Origin of the sequence: Stenotrophomonas sp. CASM101 (assembly GCF_049384845.1) — a bacterium.
Lineage (GTDB): Bacteria > Pseudomonadota > Gammaproteobacteria > Xanthomonadales > Xanthomonadaceae > Stenotrophomonas > Stenotrophomonas hibiscicola.
This window is the reverse complement of record NZ_JBMRFR010000002.1, coordinates 354,068-376,022: the sequence shown is the minus strand read 5'-3', so window position 1 is coordinate 376,022 and position 21,955 is coordinate 354,068. Positions and strand designations below refer to the sequence as shown.

General features: G+C 67.9%; 8 protein-coding genes. All 8 read left to right on the top strand.

The genetic code is table 11. The annotated features are described in order from the left end of the window. Positions 1–9: 9 nt before the first annotated feature. Positions 10–915 (top strand): type II secretion system minor pseudopilin GspK, encoded by a 906-nt coding sequence (gspK, locus tag VG543_RS05680; protein ID WP_171952999.1) that lies wholly within the window; start codon positions 10–12, stop codon positions 913–915. Beyond that, complete coding sequence (gspL, locus tag VG543_RS05675; RefSeq protein ID WP_423178034.1) at positions 912–2,075, top strand: type II secretion system protein GspL; 1,164 nt, start codon at positions 912–914, stop codon at positions 2,073–2,075. Before gspK ends, gspL begins: the two co-directional genes overlap by 4 nt. Then, entirely contained in the window at positions 2,072–2,599 is a 528-nt protein-coding gene (gene gspM / locus VG543_RS05670; protein ID WP_423178033.1) for a type II secretion system protein GspM, read from the top strand. Before gspL ends, gspM begins: the two co-directional genes overlap by 4 nt. Continuing rightward, complete coding sequence (gspD, locus tag VG543_RS05665) at positions 2,596–4,977, top strand: type II secretion system secretin GspD (RefSeq protein ID WP_423178032.1); 2,382 nt, start codon at positions 2,596–2,598, stop codon at positions 4,975–4,977. The genes gspM and gspD overlap by 4 nt, the downstream gene beginning before the upstream one ends. After that, positions 4,974–6,407, top strand: a complete 1,434-nt coding sequence (gene gspE / locus VG543_RS05660) for a type II secretion system ATPase GspE (RefSeq protein ID WP_423178031.1) — start codon at positions 4,974–4,976, stop codon at positions 6,405–6,407. Before gspD ends, gspE begins: the two co-directional genes overlap by 4 nt. Positions 6,408–6,414: 7 nt before the next feature. Next, on the top strand, positions 6,415–7,614 hold the full coding sequence (gspF, locus tag VG543_RS05655) for a type II secretion system inner membrane protein GspF (RefSeq protein WP_423178030.1): 1,200 nt from the start codon (positions 6,415–6,417) through the stop codon (positions 7,612–7,614). A 409-nt stretch (positions 7,615–8,023) separates the two neighbouring features. Next, the gene (locus VG543_RS05650) at positions 8,024–9,220 is read left to right on the top strand and encodes a substrate-binding domain-containing protein (protein ID WP_312544671.1); all 1,197 of its coding nucleotides are present in this window, start codon (positions 8,024–8,026) and stop codon (positions 9,218–9,220) included. 206 nt (positions 9,221–9,426) lie between these two features. Continuing rightward, entirely contained in the window at positions 9,427–21,825 is a 12,399-nt protein-coding gene (locus VG543_RS05645) for a filamentous haemagglutinin family protein (protein ID WP_423178029.1), read from the top strand. The last annotated feature ends 130 nt before the right edge of the window (positions 21,826–21,955 follow it).

Genomic DNA, 21,955 nt, shown 5'->3' with positions numbered 1-21,955 from the left:
GGCGTGCTGATGACAGCCCGGACGCATTCGGTCTCGTGCATCCGCCAGCGTGGCGTGGCGGTGATCGTCGCCTTGCTGGTGGTGGCATTGGTGGCGGTGATTGCCACTGCGCTGCTGACCCGGCAGTCGGCGCAGTTGCGTGCGCTGCGCGGCGACCAGTTGCGCGCACAGGTACGCATGGCGGTGGATGCCACGCTGGAGCGTGCGGCGCAGCAGCTGCGTGAGGATGTCAAGGAACAGCTGACCACGGTGCGCAGCGGGCGCTGGGCGCGCCCGTTGGAACTGCAGGCGCCGTTGCCGGTGCAGGTGCAGCTGGTCGATGCGCAGTCGATGTTCAACCTGCGCAACCTGCTGGCCCATGGCAGGCCGGACCCCGAGGCGCGGGGCGCGTTCGTCGCGTTGTGTGCCGGGCAGGGGCTGGGCCAGGGCACCTGCGCATCCGCAGTGGACCGCATCCAGGCGCGCCTGCGCGACGGCGATATGCCGGCGCAGGCGCCGCTGCCGCGCGAATCACTGATCGAACAGGCGCTGGCCGGCGCCGACCCGGTGGCGTTGCAGGCGCTGGCGCGGCGCACAGTGGTGTTGCCCGCGCAGACCCTGGTCAACGCCAATACCTGCGACCTGAGCGTCCTGCAGGCAGTGACGCCTGCGGTGGAACCGGCAAGGCTGCAGGCGCTGCTCGCTGAGCGCGACGCCGGCCACTGGCTGCTCAACCGCGGTGACATCGCCAACCGACTCCAACTGAGCAACGAACAGATGGCCGTGCTTCCGCTGGGTATCCATAGCGAGTGGTTCCTGGCCGTCGGCCGGGTGCAGGCCGACGGCAGCGCGGTTGATTTCCGCGCGCTGCTCTGGCGCGAGTACCGCGACGACGGGGTGCGTGTACAACGGGTGTGGACGAGGATCGGCGCATGACCGTGCAGCTTCGGGTGCGCCTGCCGGCGCTGGCGCACCTGCGCGCTGACAGCGCGGTGCACTGGGCGCAGCTGCACAAGGGCGAGGTGCTCGCCCACGGTCGCGACACGCTGGCGGCGCTGGGCCTGCGGCATCCGCGGGCCACGGTGCACGCCTGCCTTGATCCGAACGACCTGATCCTGCTGGAACTGCAGCTGCCGCCGCTGTCCGGGCGCCGCCTGCACGCGGCGTTGCAGGGCGAGGTGGAGGCCATGCTGCTGGATGATCTGCAGGAGGTGGCGCTGGCCCACGGTGCGCAGGCGGCAGACGGTACGGTTCCGGTGGCCTGGCTCGACCAGCAGGCCATTACGCAGGCGCAGCAGCTGCTGGCCTCGTGCGCGCTGCAGCTGCAGGCGTTGCATCCGACGCCACTGCTGCTGCCTTGGCAGGACCGCCACGCCACGCTGCAGGTCAGCGGCGAGCATCTGCTGGTGCGCAGCGGGCGCGATCGGGGACTTGTCCAATGGTATGGCGGACGTGATGCGTCTGCGGTGATGCAGGCGTTGGCCACCCGCCTGCAACAGGCCGGCGTGCAGGCCGTGCAATGGATCGACAGCGTACCGCCGGCGTGGCCGGGCAGCCTGCCGGCCACCGCCGTCGCGCATGAACGGCAGGCCTGTGGCCCCTTGCCGGGTTGGTCATTGCCGCTGCCCGGCGCAGGCCGTCAAGCGCCGCGACTGGCGATCGGCCTGGCACTGGCGGCGGTGCTGTTGGCCGCACTTGGGCTGCAGTGGCAGGTCTCGCGTTGGCGGATCGAGGGTGAGGCGCTGCAGCAGGACATGGCACGGCAGTTCAGCGCACGCTTCCCGGAGATCACCGATGTGGTGGACCCGGTGTTGCAGGCAAGGCGAGCGCTTGCGGTTCCGCCGCCAGCGCCGCCGTTGCCGGCGCTGCAGCGTCAGGTCGCCAGCACGCTGCACGCGGTTCCGGAGCTGGCGGGGCAGGTGCACAGCCTGCACTACCAACCCGGGCAGGTGTACCTGGAGCTGGACGCTGATGCTCGGGCATTGGCCGACGATCCACAGCGGCTTGAGCACTGGCAGCAAGCGATGCAGGCGCAGGGGCTGCAGCTGGCGCGCGACGCCGGTGGACGCTTGCGGGTGAGCGGAGCGGGACAGTGACGACCCGAACCCTGCGGCTGGGCGAGGGGCTGGCGGGCGTGCAGCAGCGCTGGCAACGCCTGCCACCGCGCGACCGGCTGATGCTGTGGGTGATGGTGGTGGCGCTGCTGGTGGCGGGCCTGTGGTCGTTATGGCTGGAGCCCTTGCTGAAGCAGCGCACGCACTGGCAGGCCGAACTCCCACGGCTGCAGGCGCAGCAGCGCGCACTGGCACCGCTGCTGCACGCCCGTGAGCGCCAGCAGCTGGCGCAGGGCCAGCATCCGACCCTGGCCGGACTGCGTGACCAGATCAAGGCTGCCGGTCTGGCTGGCGGCCTGCATATCGAAGCGCGCGACGGGTGCTGGCACCTGCAGGTACGGGCCGTACCTGCCGATGCGCTATGGAACTGGCTGCTGCCGCTGCTGGCCGACCCTGCCATCGAGCTGCAGCAGCTGCAATTGACACGCACAGGGGATGCGAACATGCCGGCGGCACGGATTTCAGGACACATCGTGATGGTGGCCCCTGCGGGTGCCCATCCATGAGGGCGATGCGCAGCCTTGCCTGCAGTGCCGCATTGGCCCTGATCGTGGGCGTGGCCCACATGCCGGCGCCGGTGGCGGCGCAGGACACAGGCGATGAGCCGGTGCAGCTGAACCTGGTGGATACCGATATCGGTGGCGTACTGCGCATGGCAGCGCGCTTCACCGGGCGCCAGTTCCTGGTCGATCCACGGGTGACCGGCAAGATGACAGTGGTTTCCGATGGCCCGGTCAGCCGTACCCAGGCCTATCAGCTGCTGCTCGGGGCGTTGCGCATGCGCGGCTTTGCGGTGGTCGAGAACGGCGGCGTCAGCCGGGTGGTGCCGCAGGCCGACGCCAAGCTGCTTGGCGGCCGGGTGGGCGCCGGTGGTGCAGGGGGCGAGATCGCCACGCGCACCTTCCCTCTGCGCTACGAGAATGCTGCCGCGCTGGTGGCAGTGCTGCGGCCGATGATCAGCCCGGACAATCCGATCACTGCCAACCCCGGCAACAACACCCTGGTGATCACCGACTATGCCGACAACCTGGAGCGCATCGCACGGGTTATCGCCAGCGTCGATACTCCGGCCGGCATGGACACCGATGTAGTGAAGCTGCAGCAGGGCATCGCTGTGGACGTCGCGGCGATGGTCGCGCCGCTGCTGGATGCGCAGGGCGCCGAGCCCAGCCAGAAGGTGGTGGTGATGGCCGACCCGCGCAGCAACAGTGTGCTACTGCGTTCCAGCAGCCCCGGCCGCACCCGTCTGGCGCGGCAGCTGGTGGAGAAGCTGGACCGCGCCCAGGACGAGTCCGGCAACCTGCATGTGGTCTACCTGCGCAATGCCCAGGCCAATCAGCTCGCCGGCGTGCTGCGCGGCGTGGTTGCGGGGCAGAGCGATGCGCCGGCAGTGGGCAGCAATGAAGGCATCACGCCACTGCCTGGCGATGCAAGCCGTTCCGCACCGGCGCAGCCGTCGCAACCGCAGCAGGCCAAGACCGGAAGCAATGCGCTGGAATCGCAGCGGCTGGACCCGAGCCGGCGTGACCCGATCGATGCGGGAAGCACCGGCTTCAGCCAGAACGGCATCTCGGTGCAGGCGGACGTGGCCACCAACACGCTGCTGATCTCGGCGCCGGAGCCGGTGTACCGCAACCTGCGACGGGTGATCGACCAGCTCGACCAGCGCCGTGCACAGGTGCTGGTCGAGAGCCTGATCGTGGAGGTCAACCAGACCGATGCGGCCGAGCTGGGCGTGCAGTGGATGCTGGGCAATGGACGCACCTTTGGTGGCACCCACTTCGGTGGCGCCACCGGCGGCAGTGGACTCAATACCGGTGCCCGCACCACGCTGGACGTGCTTCCCCGGGATGGCCTGAAGATCGGCGTGATCGACGGCACCATCAACCTTCCAGGTGTCGGCCAGATCCTCAACATGAAAGCGCTGGCCAACGCACTGCAGAGCAAGGGCGGCGCCAACATCCTGTCCACGCCGAACCTGATGACGCTGGACAACGAAGCGGCCAGCATCATGGTCGGCCAGACCGTGCCGTTTGTCAGCGGGCGCTACGTGACCGACGGTGGCGGCGGCAGCAACAACCCGTTCCAGACCATCGTGCGCGAGGACGTGGGCCTGAAGCTGCGCGTGCGCCCGCAGATTTCCGAAGGCGGCACGGTGAAGCTGGACATCTACCAGGAAGTCAGCAGCATCGACGCGCAGAGCGCGAACAGCACGGCCGGCATCATCACCAACAAGCGCGCCCTGGATACCAGCGTGCTGCTGGACGATGGCCAGATCATGGTGCTGGGTGGCCTGCTGGAAGACAGCGTCAGCCATGGCCGTGATGCGGTGCCGGGGCTGGGAAAGATCCCGGTGCTGGGCGCCTTGTTCCGCAGCGACACGCGCAAGCGCGCCAAGACCAACCTGATGGTGTTCCTGCGCCCGCACGTGGTGCGTGACCCGGCCGCCGGCCAGCGCCTGACCCGCGACCGCTACGACTACATGCGCAACGCGCAGGCGGGCGCGCAGCCAGTACAGAGCTGGGCCTTGCCGGCGCTGTCGGCACCGCAGCTGCCACCGCAGGACCTGTCTGTACTCGGCCAAGGCAATGCGCGCGATGGCCGGGGCCAGCCGTTGCAGAACACCAGCCTGGCCGCGTTGTATCCGTCCGGTGACGGCGATGCGCAGCTGGTGCAGTTCGCGCAGGGGCTGGACCCGGGGCGTGCCAGCCAGGGCGTGGCGCAGGTGCGGGCGCTGGGCCTGCAGGCCTATGCTGAAGCGACGCCCGGCGAGAGCGGGCAACGCCTGCGCGTGCGATTGCCGCGCGATCCGGCGACGCTGGACCCTGCGCTGCAGCAGCTGCGCGTGCTGGGCTACACGCCGGAACTGGTGATCGGGCCGTGAGCGCTTCCGCGCCGCTGGCGTACGCCTGGGTGCGCAGCCATGGCGCGATGCTGTCCGAAGTTGGCGGCGAGCCCGTGTTGCTGGGCACCGCCGACACCGCAGCGTGGGCCGTGGCCGAGCTGCGCCGGCGGCATGGCCCGCTTCCGTTCCAGATGCTGGATGCGGCAGCCTGGCAGCAGCGCTTGGGCGAGCAGTACCGTGACGGCGGCGATGCCGCTGCCGTGGTGGGGGCCGCCGAGAGTGAAGTCGATCTGGACCGGTTGATGCAGGACATGCCGGAGGTCACCGACCTGCTGGATGCGCAGGACGATGCGCCGGTGATCCGCATGATCAATGCGTTGCTGGCACAGGCTGCACGCGACGGTGCCAGCGATCTGCATATCGAGCCGTTCGAGACCCATTCGGTGGTGCGCTACCGGGTGGACGGCACGCTGCGCGACATGGTTCAGCCACGGCGCGCACTGCATGCAGCGCTGGTGTCGCGCATCAAGATCATGGCCCACCTGGACATCGCCGAGAAGCGGTTGCCACAGGATGGGCGCATTGCGATCCGCGTGGGCGGGCGGCCGCTGGACATCCGTGTTTCCACTGTACCGACCGGGCATGGCGAGCGCGCCGTGCTGCGATTGCTGGAAAAGGATGCCGGCCGCCTGCAGCTGCAGCGCCTGGGCATGGCCGATGACACCTTGGCCACATTCACCGGGCTGATCCGGCAGCCGCACGGGATCGTGCTGGTGACCGGGCCGACCGGCAGCGGCAAGACCACGTCGCTGTACGCCGCGCTGGGCCAGCTCGACAGCAGCACCAGCAACATCCTCACCGTGGAAGACCCGGTGGAGTACGACTTCGCCGGCATCGGCCAGATCCAGGTCAATGCGCGCATCGGCATGAGCTTTGGCACCGCGCTGCGCGCGATCCTGCGCCAGGATCCGGACACGATCATGATCGGTGAGATACGCGACCTGGAAACCGCACAGATTGCCGTGCAGTCGTCACTGACCGGGCATGGCGTGCTGGCCTCGCTGCACACCAACGATGCGATCTCGGCGGTGACCCGCCTGGCCGACATGGGAGTGGAGCCCTTTCTGCTGGCTTCGTCGCTGCGCGGCGTACTGGCGCAGCGGCTGGTGCGGCGGCTGTGCACGCAGTGCCGGCGTGCCGAGGTGGATGGCGAAGGCCGAACCGTGTGGCGCGCGGTGGGCTGTGCGGCCTGCGCCAACAGCGGCTATCGGGGTCGTACCGGCATCCACGAACTGTTCGTGGTCGATGACCGCGTGCGCGCATTGATCCATGAAGGGCAGGGCGAGCCCGCGCTGCGCGAGGCCGCGCGGCACGCCGGCATGCGCACGTTGCGGCAGGACGGCCAGCGCTGGGTCGACAGCGGGGTGACCACGCTGGAAGAAATCCTGCGCGTCACCGGCGACGACTGAGACGACGATGGCACTGTTCGATTATCAGGCCGCCAACGCGCAGGGCCGCGTCGAGAAAGGCCAGCTGGACGCCGACAGCCCGCGCGGCGCGCGTCAGCTGCTGCGCGGGCGTGGGCTGACGCCTGTGCAGGTCAGTGCGGCGCGCAGTGCCGGCAGTGGCTGGGGTGCTCGCCGGTTGTCAGCCAGTGAGCTGGCCTGGGCCACGCGCCAGCTGGCCAGCCTGCTGGCCGCCAGCCTGCCGTTGGAAGGTGCCTTGAGTGCGGTGATCGAGCAGGCCGAGCGCCCGCACGTGGCGCAGGCGCTTACTGCCGTGCGTGCGGATGTACGTGCTGGCCAGCGCCTGACCGTGGCACTCGCCGCGCGGCCTCGCGATTTCCCGCCGATCTATCGGGCCCTGGTGGGGGCGGGTGAAGACTCCGGCGACCTGGCGCGAGTGATGGAGCGCCTTGCCGACTACATCGAAGAGCGCAACGCGCTGCAGGCCAAGGTGCTGACCGCCTTCATCTACCCGGCGGCGATCAGCCTGGTGTCGGTGGCGATCGTCATCTTCCTGCTCAGCTACGTGGTGCCGCAGGTGGTGACCGCGTTCGTGCAGGCGCGGCAGACGCTGCCGATGCTGACCCAGGTGATGCTGGCGGCCAGTGCTTTCGTGCGCAGTTGGGGCGTGTGGGCGGGGCTGGGCATCGCTGCGCTAGTGGTGGCATGGCGACTGGCGCTGCGCCGGCCCGAGCTGCGCCTGCGCTGGGACGCGATGCTGCTGCGGCTGCCGATGGTCGGGCGTTTCGTGCTGGGTGTGAACAGTGCGCGCTTCGCCTCGACACTGGCGATCCTGCTGGATGCCGGCGTGCCGCTGCTGCGCGCGTTGGAAGCTGCACGGCAGACACTGGGCAATGCGTTGCTGGCGCGTTGTGCCGATGACGTGTCCGCGCGCGTACGCGAAGGCGCTGCGCTGGGTGCTGCGTTGAAGGTACAGAAGGTATATCCGCCGATCCTGGTGCATCTGGTGGCCAGTGGCGAGAAGACCGGTTCGCTGGCGCCGCTGCTGGATCGCGCCGCGCAGACCATCTCACGCGAGATCGAGCGTCGCGCGATGGCGCTGACCGCCCTGCTGGAACCGACCATGATCCTGGTGATGGGCGGCGTGGTGCTGACGATCGTGCTGGCGGTGCTGATGCCGATCATGGAAATGAACCAGCTGGTGCAGTGATGCGCAAAGCGCATCACAGGTAGAGTCGACTGTTAGTCGACTAGCGCGCAGCGCGCGTGCTTCGTACTGCTGCTGCGTGTGAAGAGCAGTCGACTAACAGTCGACTCTACCCAGTCGATTCGATCCAGCCGATCCCATCAAATCGATTCGATCCAGTCGATTCCATCGAATCGATCCCATCCAGTCGATCGGACGGCGTCGTTGGAATGTGGCATGGGCCGATTCTCCACACAATCCTCCACACCTTTTTTCGATCTTCCACAGGTTTCTTAAGCGGCCTGTCATCGGTGCGGACCAGCATGGACACGTCGCCGCAGAGTGGGCTGGGAGGCCCTCGGCGGCAGCAGGCGTGTAGTGACCGTTCCTCCCTTGGCGTTTCCCTTCGCAGTAAACCCTTCAGGAGAAGATCATGAACAAGTACAAGACCCTGGCCGCGCTGGTTGCTACCGCGCTGCTGGCCACTGCTGGTGCCGCTTCGGCCCAGACCGCCGTCACCGGCGGCGGCGCTTCGCTGCCGGCCGACCTGTACAAGGGCCAGGCCGACAGCATCCTGCCGGCCAACTTCAGCTATGCCGTGACCGGTTCGGGCACCGGCAAGAAGGCCTTCCTGGAAAACAATTCCAGCCTGTTCCAGGCCACCGGCACCGTACATTTCGCCGGTAGCGACTCGGTGCTGAGCGGCACCGAGCTGAGCACCTACAACAGCACCTACAACGTGTCCGGCGACGCCAACCGCTATGGCGCACTGGTGCAGATCCCGTCGGTCGCCACCTCGGTCACCATTCCGTTCAACAAGGCCGGTTCGGCGGTTGACCTGTCGGTCACCCAGATCTGCGGCATCTTCTCCGGCAAGATCAACAACTGGAGCCAGCTGGCGGGCTTGGGCCGTACCGGCGCCATCCAGGTCGTCTACCGCGGCGAAAGCAGCGGCACCAGCGAACTGCTGACCCGCTTCCTGACCAGCGCCTGCCAGCCGGCTGACGTGTCGGGTACCAACCTGAAGCTGACCAACGGCGTGCCGGCATTCTCGGTGCAGTCGACCTTCGCCAACCTGTTCACCAGCGTGCCGTCGAACTTCATCGCTGCCCCGGCCACCGGTGGCACCGCGCTGTACAACGCCGTCTATGCCGTTGACGGCCGCGTCGGCTATGTCGGTCCGGACGTGATCCCGAGCCTGACCGATGCCACCAAAATCGCCAAGGTCAAGGGCTTCTCGCCGGATGAAGTGAGTGTGCAGGCCACGCTGGAAACCGCTGCGCCGCCGACCGGTGCCGCCGCCGAGAACCCGGCGAACTGGGTGCCGGTGTTCGGCAACCCGAACGCGGGCTATCCGATTGCCGGTTACACCAACTTCGTGTTCGGCCAGTGCTACAAGAATGGCACTGTGGGCGCCAACGTGCGTGCCTTCCTGGCACGTCACTACGGCAGTGTCGTCGATGCCAGCGGCGTCGAGAAGGGGCCGAACGACGACGCGATCCGCGCGCACAAGTTCATTCCGCTGACCAAGACCTGGCGTGATGCGGTCCGCACCCGCTTTGCGACCGCCACGAACGCCGGTGCCGTGAACAACCCCAGCACCTGCTCGGGCATCGGCCGTCCGCTGTAACTGCGATTGCTTTGGTCGTTGCAGGAAACGCAGAGGGGCGCCGGCAGTAATGCCGGCGCCTTCTGCGTATGTCCGCTGCATGACAGTGATGCGCCTGTCGCCTTCACGCCGTCGCCACCGTCTATGAGGTGCAGGGCGTGCCTGGCGCAGGCCCATCCGTACACACGCCGCGGCCGACGCGGCCCATCAGGTTGACGAGGTCCCCGATGTCGCACCCGCATTCGCCCACCGCCCGTTTCCCTGCTGCCCTGTGGCGCAGCCACCCGATGGCCTGGGCCGTCGCAGTGGCCCTGGGCAGCGTGGTGGCTCCGGCCACTCAGGCCCAACAGGCGTTCAGCCCCGGCTGGTTCGCCGAGCGCGGTGCGGCGCAGGGCGCGGCGGCACAGAGCGGGCGCATGCCCAATGGCGTGCCGATCCAGTTACAGCTGCCCGCGCAGCAGCAGGATGCGGCACGGCAGAAGCTGCAGCAGTCGATCGACAACCTCGGCACGGCCGCGCAGGCCATCGCCCTGCAGCAGCGCCTGCAGGAGCAGGCACGGCAGGCGCGCCGCGAGGCGGGTTTCGTAGTGGCCGATGGCCTGGGCAAGGATGGCCTGAAGGTCGACGAGAATCCGCTGACCCGTGGCTGGATCAACGCCCGTGAGGCCATCCAGTCGCAGACCGCCGAGGGGCGGGTGCTGGTCAACATCGAGCAGACCGCCGACCAGGCGATCCTGAACTGGGAGACCTTCAACATTGGTGGCAATACCACGCTGAACTTCCTGCAGAACCCCGACTGGGCCGTGTTGAACCGGGTCAATGATCCCGCTGCAAGACCCAGCCAGATTCTCGGCCAGCTGAAGGCCGATGGCACGGTGTTCGTGGCCAACCGCAACGGTGTGGTATTCGGCAACAACAGCCAGGTCAATGTCCGCAATCTGGTCGCGGCGGCGGCGCGCATCAGCGATGCGCAGTTCCGCAAGCAGGGCCTGTACAGTGCCGACGCGAACACCTCGGCGCTGACCGACGCCGTGGGCAAGGTCATGGTCGAACGCGGTGCACGCATCACCACGCACGAACCGACCACGGCTACACGGGGCGGCGGTTATGTGCTGCTGGCTGGCCACAGCGTGGAAAACGCGGGCCAGATTGAAACCCGCAAGGGACAGGCCCAGCTGGCCGCCGGTGACAGTTTCGTGATCCGTCGCGGCGTGGGAACCGCCCAGAACACCGCGTCCACCACCCGCGGCAATGAGATTGCCCCGCGCTTCGTCGCTGACAGCACGGCGGGCAGTGTTCGCAACAGTGGTCTGATCCAGGCGCGCGAAGGCGATGTCACGCTGGCCGGCCGCACCGTCGAGCAGGCTGGAGTGGCCGTTGCTACTACCACGTTGAACCAGCGCGGTACGGTGCACCTGTTGAACTCGGCGTCCGATGCGGCCGGCAGCGTGACTCTGGCCGCCGGCTCGACCACGGCAGTACTGCTGGAGGACGATGGCAAGAGCACGGCGCTGGACAGCCAGCGCAACGCGCTCATCAAGGAATCGGCCGAGCAGGACAAGCTGCGTGGTTCCAGCAACAGTGGCACCTTCGATAATCTCTCGCGCCTGCAGGACCGCCGCGAGCAATCGCGCATCGAAGTCGTGTCCGGCGGCGATGTGAACTTCCAGGCCGGCTCGCTGGCAGTGGCCACCGGCGGCCAGGTGATCGCCGACTCCAGCCGGCGCAGCTATCTGGATGATGGCGCGCGCGTGGACGTCTCCGGTGCCGTGGGTGTGCAGGTGGCGATGGAAAGCAACAGCGTCAAGGTGAAGGTGCAGGGCAACGAGCTGCGCGACTCGCCGGACAATCGTGACAGCGGCAAGCTGATCAGCAGCGAGGTGTGGATCGACCGCCGCCAGTTGACCGAAGTTGCCGCCGGTACCGGTGGCTATGAAGGCACGCGCTGGTATGCCGGCGGCGGCCTGCTGGAAGTGGGTGGCTATCTGGACAATCAGGGGCATTCGATCAGCGAATGGGCAGCGCAGGGCGGCACCGTCCAGTTGGCAGGCAAGGAAGTCGTCAGCCACGCCGGTTCGCACATCAATCTGGCTGGTGGCAGCCTGGATGTGCAGTCCGGCGTGGTGCAGCAGAGCTGGCTGCGTGGCCGCGATGGCCAGTTGTACCGCCTTGACGACGCGCCGGCGGAGATGCTGTACGACGGCCTGTACCAGGGCTATGAAGTGAAGCAGGAACGTTGGGGGGTGACCGAATCGTTCCGCAATCCGCTGGTTGCCCCGGGCCAGCGCTTCGACAATGGCTACACCGTGGGACGCGATGCTGGCCGCCTGTTGATCTCGGCGCCCACGGCCGTCCTGGAGGGCCAGGTGGATACGGTGGCCTTCCAGGGCGCACAGCAGACGCGCCGGCCCGATCAGGGGCAGGAGGGCTATGCGCAGGCACAGACGGCGGTGGCCCGCAACGCCCAGCTGTGGCTCGGGCGTTTTGACAACAGCGGGCGCAGCGCGGTGTTCGACTCGAATGTCCGCATTGGAGCGCTCAAGGCCGATCCCCGGCCGTGGACGCTGCAGGCGCCGGTCGGGGAAGCACAGCGCAATACCGTGTGGTTGGACAGTGAGGTGCTGAGCGCCCAGCGATGGGGGCAGGTGGACCTCGCTTCGGCCGGCCGTATCGACCTCGATGGCACGCTCAGGTTGCAGGAGGGCGGCCGGCTTGGGCTCACCGCAAGCCGCGTCAGCTTCGGTGGAACGGTGCAGATTGCCGGCGGGCAGGTGGAAGCCGGAAATCTGCTTGCGGCGCTTGGCGGGCCCACGGCATTGCTGACGTCCGGACGTGGTGCGGTGGATGTCGCGGCCGGCGCCCGGATCGATCTTGGCGGTGGCTGGAGCAACGCGCTTGCAGCGCCGGAGGGCGGTCCCGCACAGGCGTGGATCGACGGCGGGCAGGTGCGCTTCAACAGCAGCCACGATATCGACGTGGGCCAGGGAGCAGCGATTCTGGTTGATGCCGGCGGTGCGATCGATGCCAACGGCAAGGGGCGCGTCGGCAAGGGCGGCAGCGTCAGTCTGCTCGCGGCCAGCACCGAGGTCGCCACCGACGGCAGCGGCCGGCTGGGCTTCGGCGAGGGCGCGCGCTTCAGCGCGCTCGGCAATGGCAGCGGCAACTTCATATTGGCAACCGGCGGTGCGGTGTCTATCGGCGTGCCTGGCACGGAAGCATCGGCAGCCTCGCTGCGATTGCAGGCAGCGCTGTTCAACAGCGGCTTCGCCGGCTATGACATCGCCGGTCACAACGGTTTGACGGTTGAAGAGGGCACCCCGCTGCAGGTGCAACGACCTGCGCTGCGCTTGGCCGACGGCGCAGCACAGGCTCTGGTCCGCGAGCAGGGCGTGCAGGCCTGGATGCCATCGTTGTACGAGGCCGATCCGAGCAGTGGTCGCGTGTCGCAGCGTGGCGGCGCGAGCCTGACACTGCGCGCGGGGCATCTGCTGTCCACGGCCGACCTGCGCGTTGGCAAGGGGGCCAGGATCGAGGTCGACCCGGGCCAGTCGATCGAACTGTCCAGCGCCGGCAACCTGAGCGTGGCCGGTCATCTGAAGGCAGCCGGCGGCCGCATCCGCCTGGATGAGGCGTTCGATCCATCCGGTGTACGTGGTGATGCACGCCGCGAGCGCCAGTGGACGATCGCCGATGGCGCGCTGCTGGACGTGAGTGGCGATACCGTTTCGCTGCGCGACGCGCGCGGGACGTTGCGCGGGCAGGTGCGCAAGGGCGGAACGATCGAGATCGGGGGCGCGCTGGACTGGGAAGACCAGGACAACGTACGCCACCTGCCACCCGATACCTTCGTGGTGGTGGAGCGTGGGGCGCGGCTGGATGCCTCCGGTGCGTCGGCGCTGCTCGATATCGATGGCAGCGGGCGCACCCGCGTGGACAGCGATGGCGGCAGCATCGTGCTGCGCAGCGGCAATTCCCTGTACCTGCAGGGTGAACTGAACGCAGCGGCCGGCGGCGACGGCGCGCGCGGCGGCACCCTGGGGGTTGCCTTCGGTGGTGGCACCTACGGCAGGACGGCAAACGGCAAGGACGTGCTGGCACCGCGGATGATCTCACTGACCCAGCACGCCGCGCAGACGGCGGACCTGCCTGCACGCCTTGAGTACGGCCATGCGGCACTGTCGGTGGAGCAGATCGAGGCCGGTGGTTTCGATCATCTGGCCCTGTTCGGTGACATCCGTGCGCAGGGGGATGTCAATCTGCGCATGGACCAGAGCCTGCGCATCCAGGGCTTGAACGAGCGTTACCTCGGCTTCGTCCCGGGTGGCAGCGAGGGCGGCCACCTGCAACTGGCCGCGCCGTATGTCCGCCTTGCGCAGGGCCGCTGGTGGCAACCGGCTGGCGAAGGCACGTTGCGCCCGCTGGAGGCGCCCCTCGACGCCGGCCGGCAGCATCGCCTGGAGGTGGGCGCCGATCTGATCGACCTGCGCGATGTGACCTGGCTGGCGGGCTTTGATCAGGTCGCGCTGCGCAGCCGCGGTGACATCCGCTTGCTGGCCCCGGTCGCCAGCAGTTCGCTGGTCTCCACGCTGGCAAGCCCGGGGTCTATCGACATCAGCGCCGCACGCCTGTACCCGGCAGCCCGGGCCAAGGGACGCATCGTGGCCGGCGTCCCCGACATCGGACCTTCAGGCGAGCCGTTCTGGCAGAACCCCGACGCCGTGCTGCGCATTCATGGCATTGCAGGCGGCGCGCAACCGGCACCGGATTCTGCGTTCGGAAGCCTGGAGCTGGTGGCGGCGACGGTGGTGCATGGCGGCAATGTGCAGGTGCCGTGGGGCCATGTGCAGCTCGGCGGCCGGAAGTTCAACGCCGATGTCGCCGGCCGCGTCGACCTGCTTGCAGGCAGTGTGACGTCGGTGAGCGGGGCGGGCCTGCAGCTGCCGTTTGGCGGTACCGTGGATGGTGTTGGCTGGCGCCGCAACGGTGCCGACTTCGATGTGCTGGGCCCCGGCTCGAACAACATCCCGATCGGTATCGACATCGTGGCCAACGCCTTCAATGGCGTGGCGGGCAGCGTGCTGGACATGTCCGGCGGCGGCGAGCTGTCCGGCGCTGCATTCGTGGCCGGACGGGGTGGCTCGGTGGACGTCCTGCGGCATGCGCTGGCGGATGCGAACCCGCGCTACCGCTTCAGCGGCAGTGACAATGCGGTCTACGCGATCATGCCGGGACGCGAGGGCACGCAGGCGCCGCAGGCGCTCGCTGACGGCAGCGCCGATCCGCGCGTTGGCCAGCAGATTGTCATCCCTGCCGGGGTTCCCGGCCTACCGGCGGGAACCTACACGCTGCTGCCGGCCAGCTACGCACTGCAGAAGGGCGCATTCCGCGTCGAAGTCGGGGCTGAAAGCGCCGTCGGCAGCCGACAGCCAGTGGCGACCGGCACCGGTTCCTGGCGCGTCAGTGGACACCAGGCGCAGAGCCTGGGGGGTGGAGTCTCATCGCTGCTCACTGATCTGGTGCTGACGCCGGCGGATGTGGTGCGCCGCCATGCCAGCTACAACGAGACCTCCTACAGCGCGTTCGTACAGGGCGTGGCCGAGCGGCGTGGTGAAGCGCTGCGCTGGCGGCCAACGGATGCCGGCAACCTCAACCTGGTGCTGGGTGATGGCGCCGGACGTTCGAGCGTGCCAGCCGCGATCTTCCAGGGCGTGTCACGCTTCAACGCCGGCAGCAATGACGGACGGGGCGGCACGCTTTCGGTCAATCTGCTCGCTTCCAATGAGGCGATGCTGGAGATCGCCACCCAGGGCGTTAGTGCCGGCAGTGGAAGCGGTGCCACCCTCTTCGATTCGGCGCTCAATGCGTTCCGCCCGGAAACAATGCTGATCGGCGGCGTGCTGCGACGTGACGCGACGACTTATTCGCTGGAGGGCAGTGCGCAGCACATCGTGGTGCGCAACGGCGTCACCCTGACGGCGCAGGAAGTGCTGCTGTCGGCTGCGTTCGGGGGCAAGGGGATCCTGGTCGAGCAGGGCGCTTCGATCGATACCTTGGCCGGAGCCGATCCCTCGCGCGTGGCGCAGCCCACGGCGCCCTATCTGGTGTCGGGCGGCCTGCTTGCCGTGTCCAACCAGCGCTTGACGGCGCTCAGTGCGCAGGGCGGCAGTGCCGCCGGTCCGGTGGCGATCGACATCGGCGGATGCGAGGTGGACTGCAGTGGCCAGACCCGGTTGCTGTCGGCAGGCAGCATCAATGTGGTCACCGACGGCGCCTTGAACATTGGCGACGCAGTGAGCTATGGAACGCGCCAGCTCGGCCTGGGCATGTCGGCCCTCAACCTCGGTAGTGCCGAAGCCATTGCGACGGCAGCGGCAGCTGGCGGCCTGCCGGCCGGCATGACCATGAACCAAGAGGTACTGCAGCGATTACTGCGCGGAAACACCGCCACCGCCACCGGCGCGCCGGCGCTGGAGGCGCTCAGCCTGACCGCGCGCGATGCCATCAATGTGTTCGGCAGCGTGGACCTGGATACGCGTGACAGTGCGACCGGCCGCAGCAGTCTACGCAGTCTGGTGCTGGGTGCCCCTGCCATTCACGGCTACGGCAGCGCTACCGACCGCGCGCGCATCTTCGCCGATACGCTGGTCTGGGACGGTACGCTGGCCGGCACCGCATTGGCCGGCGGTGAGCAGACCCAACCAGCCGGCGAGGCGATGGTGGGCCGGCTTGGCCAAGGGCAGCTGGAGATCAATACGCGGGTGCTGGAGCTGGGGCGTGCGCCCTTCACCCGGTCCAGCTCGACGGTGGCCGCAGATCGCCAGGTGCTCGGCTTCGCCGGCGTAACGCTGGCGGCGTCGGATCGCATGCTGTTCTCCGGCAAGGGCAGCCTGGACGTCTTCCAGCGCCAGGGCGACTACGTGGCAGGCAGCGGCTGGCAGTTGAATGGCGGCGCGCTGGATATCGTCACCCCGCTGCTGACCGGCAACGCGGGTGCGCAGCTGGCCATCCGCAATGGAGGAACGGTGCAGCTGCGCGGTGCTGCGGCGACCACGGGCAGCGATGCGTTGGGTGCAGAGTTGTCGATCACGGCCGAACGGATCGGCATCGACAGCCGCGTGGCGCTGGCGTCCGGCCGGTTCGAAGCCAATGCCCGCCAGGGCATGACGCTTGGCAGCAACGCGGTGCTTGACATGGCCGGCCGCAAGGTCAGCCTGTTCGACGTGGACAAGTACAGCTGGGGCGGCGACGTGGCGCTGACGAGCCGCGAAGGTGACATCGTTGCCGACACCGGGTCGCGTATCGATCTTTCCGCCCGCAACAACCGCGGCGGCCGCCTGACCGTTGCTGCACTGGGCCCGCAGGGCGGCCGTATCGATCTGGCCGGGACCCTGCTGGGCGGCGCCAGCGGTCGCTACGATGCCGGTGGAACCGAAGTGCCCTATGACGGTGGCGAGCTGGTGGTGCGTGCACGCCAGTTGCAGGACTTCTCCGGCCTGAACGCTCGGCTTACCGCCGGTGGCATCACCGGTGGCCGGACCTTCCAGTTGAGTGAAGGCGACCTGGTGATCGGCGATGAGGTGAAGGCCCGAAACGTTGATATCAGCGTCGATGGCGGCAGCCTGCAGGTCAATGGCCGCGTTGATGCCAGTGGCGAACAGGTCGGCAGCGTCCGCCTGTCCGCCCGCGACGTGCTGCGTATCGATGGCACATTGGACGCGCATGGCAGCGGCCTGCGCGTGGACAGCTACGGCAAGATCATCGACAGCCCGAACCGGGCCATGATTGAACTGACCTCTGCCAACGGCAGCCTGCAGCTGGGTGCGGCTTCCTCGATGGACCTGCGCGCCGGTACGTCGGTGGCGACCGGTAGCGGCCCGGGCCAGAACGACGGCCGCGCACGCGGCAGCGTCAAGCTCAACGTGCCCCGCGTGGGCAGCAACGATGCAGCAATCGAAGTGGCCAGCGGCATCCGCATTGCCGGCGCCGGCGACCTCCAGGTCAACGCCTTCCGCAGCTACGATTCGGCGCCGCTGGCCAGCGCTCCAGACGTGCACGGCCATCGTCCGCAGGTGATCAACCAGCAATGGCTGGATACGGTGGTGGACCTGGACAACAGCCTGTGGATGAACGCCGCGCTGGCCAATACGGGATTGCAGCAGCGCACCGCCGCCCTGGGCAGCTACCGCCTGCGTCCCGGCGTGCAGCTGGTGGCGCGGAGCAGCAATGACAATCCGCGTGGCGACCTGGTGGTGGCCGGTGATATCGATCTGTCCGGCTACCGCTACGGACCGCAGTCGAACCGGACTGATCCAGCGCGCCGTGGCTTCGGTGAATCGGCCGCGCTCGTGCTGCGCGCCGAGGGCGATATCAACGTCTACGGCAGCATCAACGACGGTTTCGCACCGCCGCCTGCCAACCCGGATGAGGACGGCTGGGTGCTGCTGGAAGGGCGGAGCGCGGGCTCGCCGAACACCGCATTTGGTGGCGATCTGATCGTGCCTGGCGAGGGCGTCAAGCTCCAGATCGGCACTGAGTTCCGCGCCGGTGCGACACTGAATTACGACCTGCCGTTCCAGGCGCTGACATTGCCGTCGGGTACGGTGCTGCCGGTGGCCATGACACTTTCCGCAGAGCTCACGCTGCCCGCCGGCAGTGTGTTGGGGGCGGCGGTGACCACCGATGGCGGCCAGGTGCTGGCAGCAGGCACCGTGCTGGCCCAGGCGCTCACCCTTCAGGCAGGCGCACGGCTGGGCGCCGGCTTCCGCCTGCGCAGTCCGGCACCGGTGGCGGCCCAGATCTGGCCTGCCGGAGTGGCGTTGCCGATGGTGATGCGGCTCTCCGGCGCGCTGGATCTGCACGCCGGTGCCATCATCCCCTCGATGACCAAGGTGGAACTGGCCGGCGACGCTCCGGTGAAGCTGCGGGTGGCCGACGCCAGCGGCCGACAGGGGCGCAATTGGGCGTTGGCCTCGATGTTGCCCGAAGGGACCACGTCATGGGACCTGACTGCGGTGGCTGGTGCAGATACAGCGTCTGCCGATCCGCGCACGCGTCGCTGGGGCAGTGACGGCAGCATCGTGCTCGCCGACAGCCACTACAGCACCATCGGTACAGTGACCACCACGACGGAATGGAAAGGCGATCGTGTCGTCAACCTGGAAGGTTCGCTGTTCTGGTGGGGGGACGACAGTCTGGTCGGCAAGTCGCCCCGGGAGGCGGCTGAAATGCTGGGTGTCGCCGAAGGTGACATCTGTGAACTGGGACCGTTCTGCGGCGCGGCGCCGCGCCTGGTGGACAAGGAGGGTTCGCTGATGTGGTGGGGGGACGAGTCCTGGGTCGGCAGGCCTGCGTCGGAACTTGGCGCCGAGATGGGCATGTCCGAGGAAGATATCTGTGCAGTCACCGGTTACTGCTACGGCGGCGGCACGCTTACCGAAGTCACCACCTACGGCAAGCGCCTGGGCTCGCCGGCCTGGAGCGTGTTGCGTACCGGCAAGGGAGACCTGGCGCTGCTGGCGGCGCAGGACGTGCGCATGAAATCCGGCTTCGGTGTCTACACCGCAGGTACGCCCACCCATCTGGGTGATGGCAGCGATCCGCGCTTCAACGCGGCGCGTGCGCCGAAGCCGGAGAACACCTTGCTGCTTGGTTCGACCCAGGCCTCCGGGGCCTACGACGCGGCCCTCGCCAGCTATCAGGCGTGGTATCCGGACCAGGGCGGCAATCTGCGCATCGAGGCGGGGCGCGACATCATCGGCGATACATGGAGCTTCCGCGCGGAATCGGGCACGGTCCAGCGCGACCAGGCTGGCCACTCAAGCGCAGCAGTGGGCAACTGGTTGTGGCGGCAGGGAACGGGCACCACCGGCGGTGTCGTGCAGACGCCGACCAGTTGGTGGATCAATTTCGGAACCTACAGCACGGTGAGGCCCGAACTGGATGCAACCCCCCGCCTGGTGGGCTTTACCGGGTTCGGGACGTTGGGGGGCGGCAATCTGAGCCTGGACGCAGGCCGCCATATGGGCATGCTGGACAGCATGGGCAACGCGCTGGGATACGAGATCTCGCCGCATTCGAGTGCGCTTTCGGTCGCGGTCGGATCAACCGGGCGCGTGGTCGATGGCCAGTTGCATGTCACTGGCGGTGGTGACATGGCCCTGCGCAGCGGGGGTGCACTGAATCCGGGCCTGCGTGCCAGCAGTCGTGGCAGCACATCGGATCAGCAGGACCTGGACGTCAATGGCGTGGTGACCAATGTTCGTGGCAATACCCGCATCGACGCTGCGCGCATTGGTGGCCTCAGTACAGTCCAGGCCAGCTATGGGCAACTGGGCCTGAAGGATCCGCTGGTGGCCGACAGCCCGGTTGCGATGGCCGGACCGGTGCTGGTGCTGGGCGACTCAACCGCGCAGTTGCAGGCGCGCGGCGACGTGGTGCTGGGTAGTGCCGCCGATCCAGGCCGGGTTCCCGTGGCCAATTTCAACACGATCGTGCTGGATGATGGCAGCCGCGCGTCTGGCACGAGCTGGTTCTCGCTATGGACGCCGCGCACCGCGCTGGACCTGTTCTCCGCCGGCGGGAATCTGTCGCCGGGCCTGGTGGGCACGCAGCATGCGAGCGGCAGCAATCAGGCCAGGGAGGTGGTCGAAATCAACGCCAGCAATGGCGACATCTATCTCAACTATTGGTTGCATCCCTCCCGGTTCACCGCCATTGCAGCCTCGGGCAACATCAATCTCGCCAATCTGCGCAGCGGCAGTGTGCCTGATGCCCAGGACGTCATCCTGCTGGCGCCCTCGGCGTCGGGACGGCTGGAGGTGCTGGCGGGAGGATCGATCCTGGCCGCCAACCGAGCGACACAGATCGCGCGCTCCAGCAGTGATGCCCGCATCCCTGGGCCGTTCGATCCCGGCTTCATCGCGCAGGGGCCCGGAAACGCGGGAACGGTGCGCAGCAATGTATCCGTCGATGGGAACGCCGCCAGCCCTGACACCGTGCTGCCGTATTTCGCGTTCGGTCCCAATACCGCGCTTGGTGCGTCGTTGCCGGCTACGCCGACGGCGGTCAGCCGGTTCTATGCCGTGGCCGGCGATATCATCGGGCTGGGCAGCGGCAGCAGGCGGCAGCTCTCGCGCAATGGCCAGAATGGCGGACGTACCGTATTTGACTGGTTTGAGGCGGGCTCGGCGGTACGGCTGCGCGCCGGCCGCGATGTCATCAGCGCCGATGTCACCGCGCTCAACACCCGCGGAACCGATATCAGCGGGATCGAGGCGGGCCGGGACATCATCCGCAGCAATCTGACGGTGGCCGGCCCGGGCAATGTCGAGGTCAGCGCCGGTCGCCAGCTGCGCCAGGAAGAGGCAGGAAGCATCGTCAGCCTGGGCGGCATCGTGCAGGGCGATACGCGCCCGGGCGCAAGCATTGCCTTGACGGCGGGCAATCAGGCCATTGATTTCGATGCACTGCGCACGCGCTACCTGGATCCGGCCAACCTCGCCGATCCCTCGCAGTCGTTGGCTGCGCAACCGGGCAAGGCGGTGAAGATCTACGACAAGGAGTTGAGGGAGTGGCTGCAGCAGCGCTTCGGTCTGGCGGTTGGTGGCGCCGAGGCCCTGGCGGCATTCGACCGGCTGCCGAAGGAACAGCAGCGCATCTTCCTGCGCCAGGTCTACTACGCCGAACTGCGTGAAGGTGGGCGCGAGTACAATGATCGGAATGGGCCACGCGTTGGTTCTTACCTGCGCGGCCGCGAGGCCATCGCCACGCTGATGCCGGACAAGGACGCTGCCGGAACGGCCATCGACCGTACCGGCGACATCCTGTTGTACGGAGGCTCCGGCGTGCGTACCGAAGCCGGCGGCAACATCGAGCTGATGGCGCCGGGCGGACAGATCGTGGTGGGTGTGCAGGGCGTGGTGCCGCCGGCCAGTGCCGGGCTGGTGACCCAGGGGCAGGGTGACATCCGGCTGTTCAGCCAGGACAGCGTGCTGCTGGGCCTGTCGCGGGTGATGACAACGTTCGGCGGTGACATCCTGGCCTGGTCGGAGCAGGGTGACATCAATGCCGGCCGTGGTTCGCAGACCACCTTGTTGTACACGCCACCGCGCCGCGTCTATGACGGCTGGGGCAATGTGCTCCTGTCGCCGCAGGCCCCGGCCAGTGGTGCAGGCATCGCAACGTTGAACCCCATTGCCGAAGTGCGGCCGGGTGATGTCGACCTGATCGCGCCGCTGGGCACCATCGATGCGGGCGAAGCTGGCATCCGCGTCTCGGGCAACATCAACCTGGCCGCGCTGCAGGTGCTCAACGCCGCCAACATCCAGGTACAGGGTGAAAGCAAGGGCCTGCCCGTGCTGGCCACGGTGAACGTCAACGCGCTGGCCTCGGCCAGTGCAGCAGCCAACAGCGCCAGCCAGGCGGCACAGGATGTGATGCGCAAGAGCCAGGATGATGCGCGGCGCAACCAGCCATCGGTGATCAGCGTGCAGATCCTCGGTTTCGGCAGCGGCACCAGCAGCATCAACCCGCCGGCGCGTGGCAATACTGCCAACGCTGGCTATGACGCCAACAGTGCCTTCCAGTTCCCGCAGGCAAGTCGCGACGAGGGCACGCAGCGCCGGTAGGCCTCTTGCAACGGTGCCGATCAACAGTCGGCACCAAGGTAGATCCACGCCATGCGTGGATGCGATCGGGCCGGAAGAACGGACAGCATCGGGCCAGCCGCCACGGAGCGGTGGAGGCCCCAGCCAGGAC

Bases quoted from the DNA above. Each gene is read 5' to 3' on its own strand.
- gspF (WP_423178030.1), top strand. From the start codon at position 6,415: ATGGCACTGTTCGATTATCAGGCCGCCAACGCGCAGGGCCGCGTCGAG.
- gspD (WP_423178032.1), top strand. From the start codon at position 2,596: ATGAGGGCGATGCGCAGCCTTGCCTGCAGTGCCGCATTGGCCCTGATC.
- VG543_RS05645 (WP_423178029.1), top strand. From the start codon at position 9,427: ATGTCGCACCCGCATTCGCCCACCGCCCGTTTCCCTGCTGCCCTGTGG.
- gspK (WP_171952999.1), top strand. From the start codon at position 10: ATGACAGCCCGGACGCATTCGGTCTCGTGCATCCGCCAGCGTGGCGTG.
- VG543_RS05650 (WP_312544671.1), top strand. From the start codon at position 8,024: ATGAACAAGTACAAGACCCTGGCCGCGCTGGTTGCTACCGCGCTGCTG.
- gspL (WP_423178034.1), top strand. From the start codon at position 912: ATGACCGTGCAGCTTCGGGTGCGCCTGCCGGCGCTGGCGCACCTGCGC.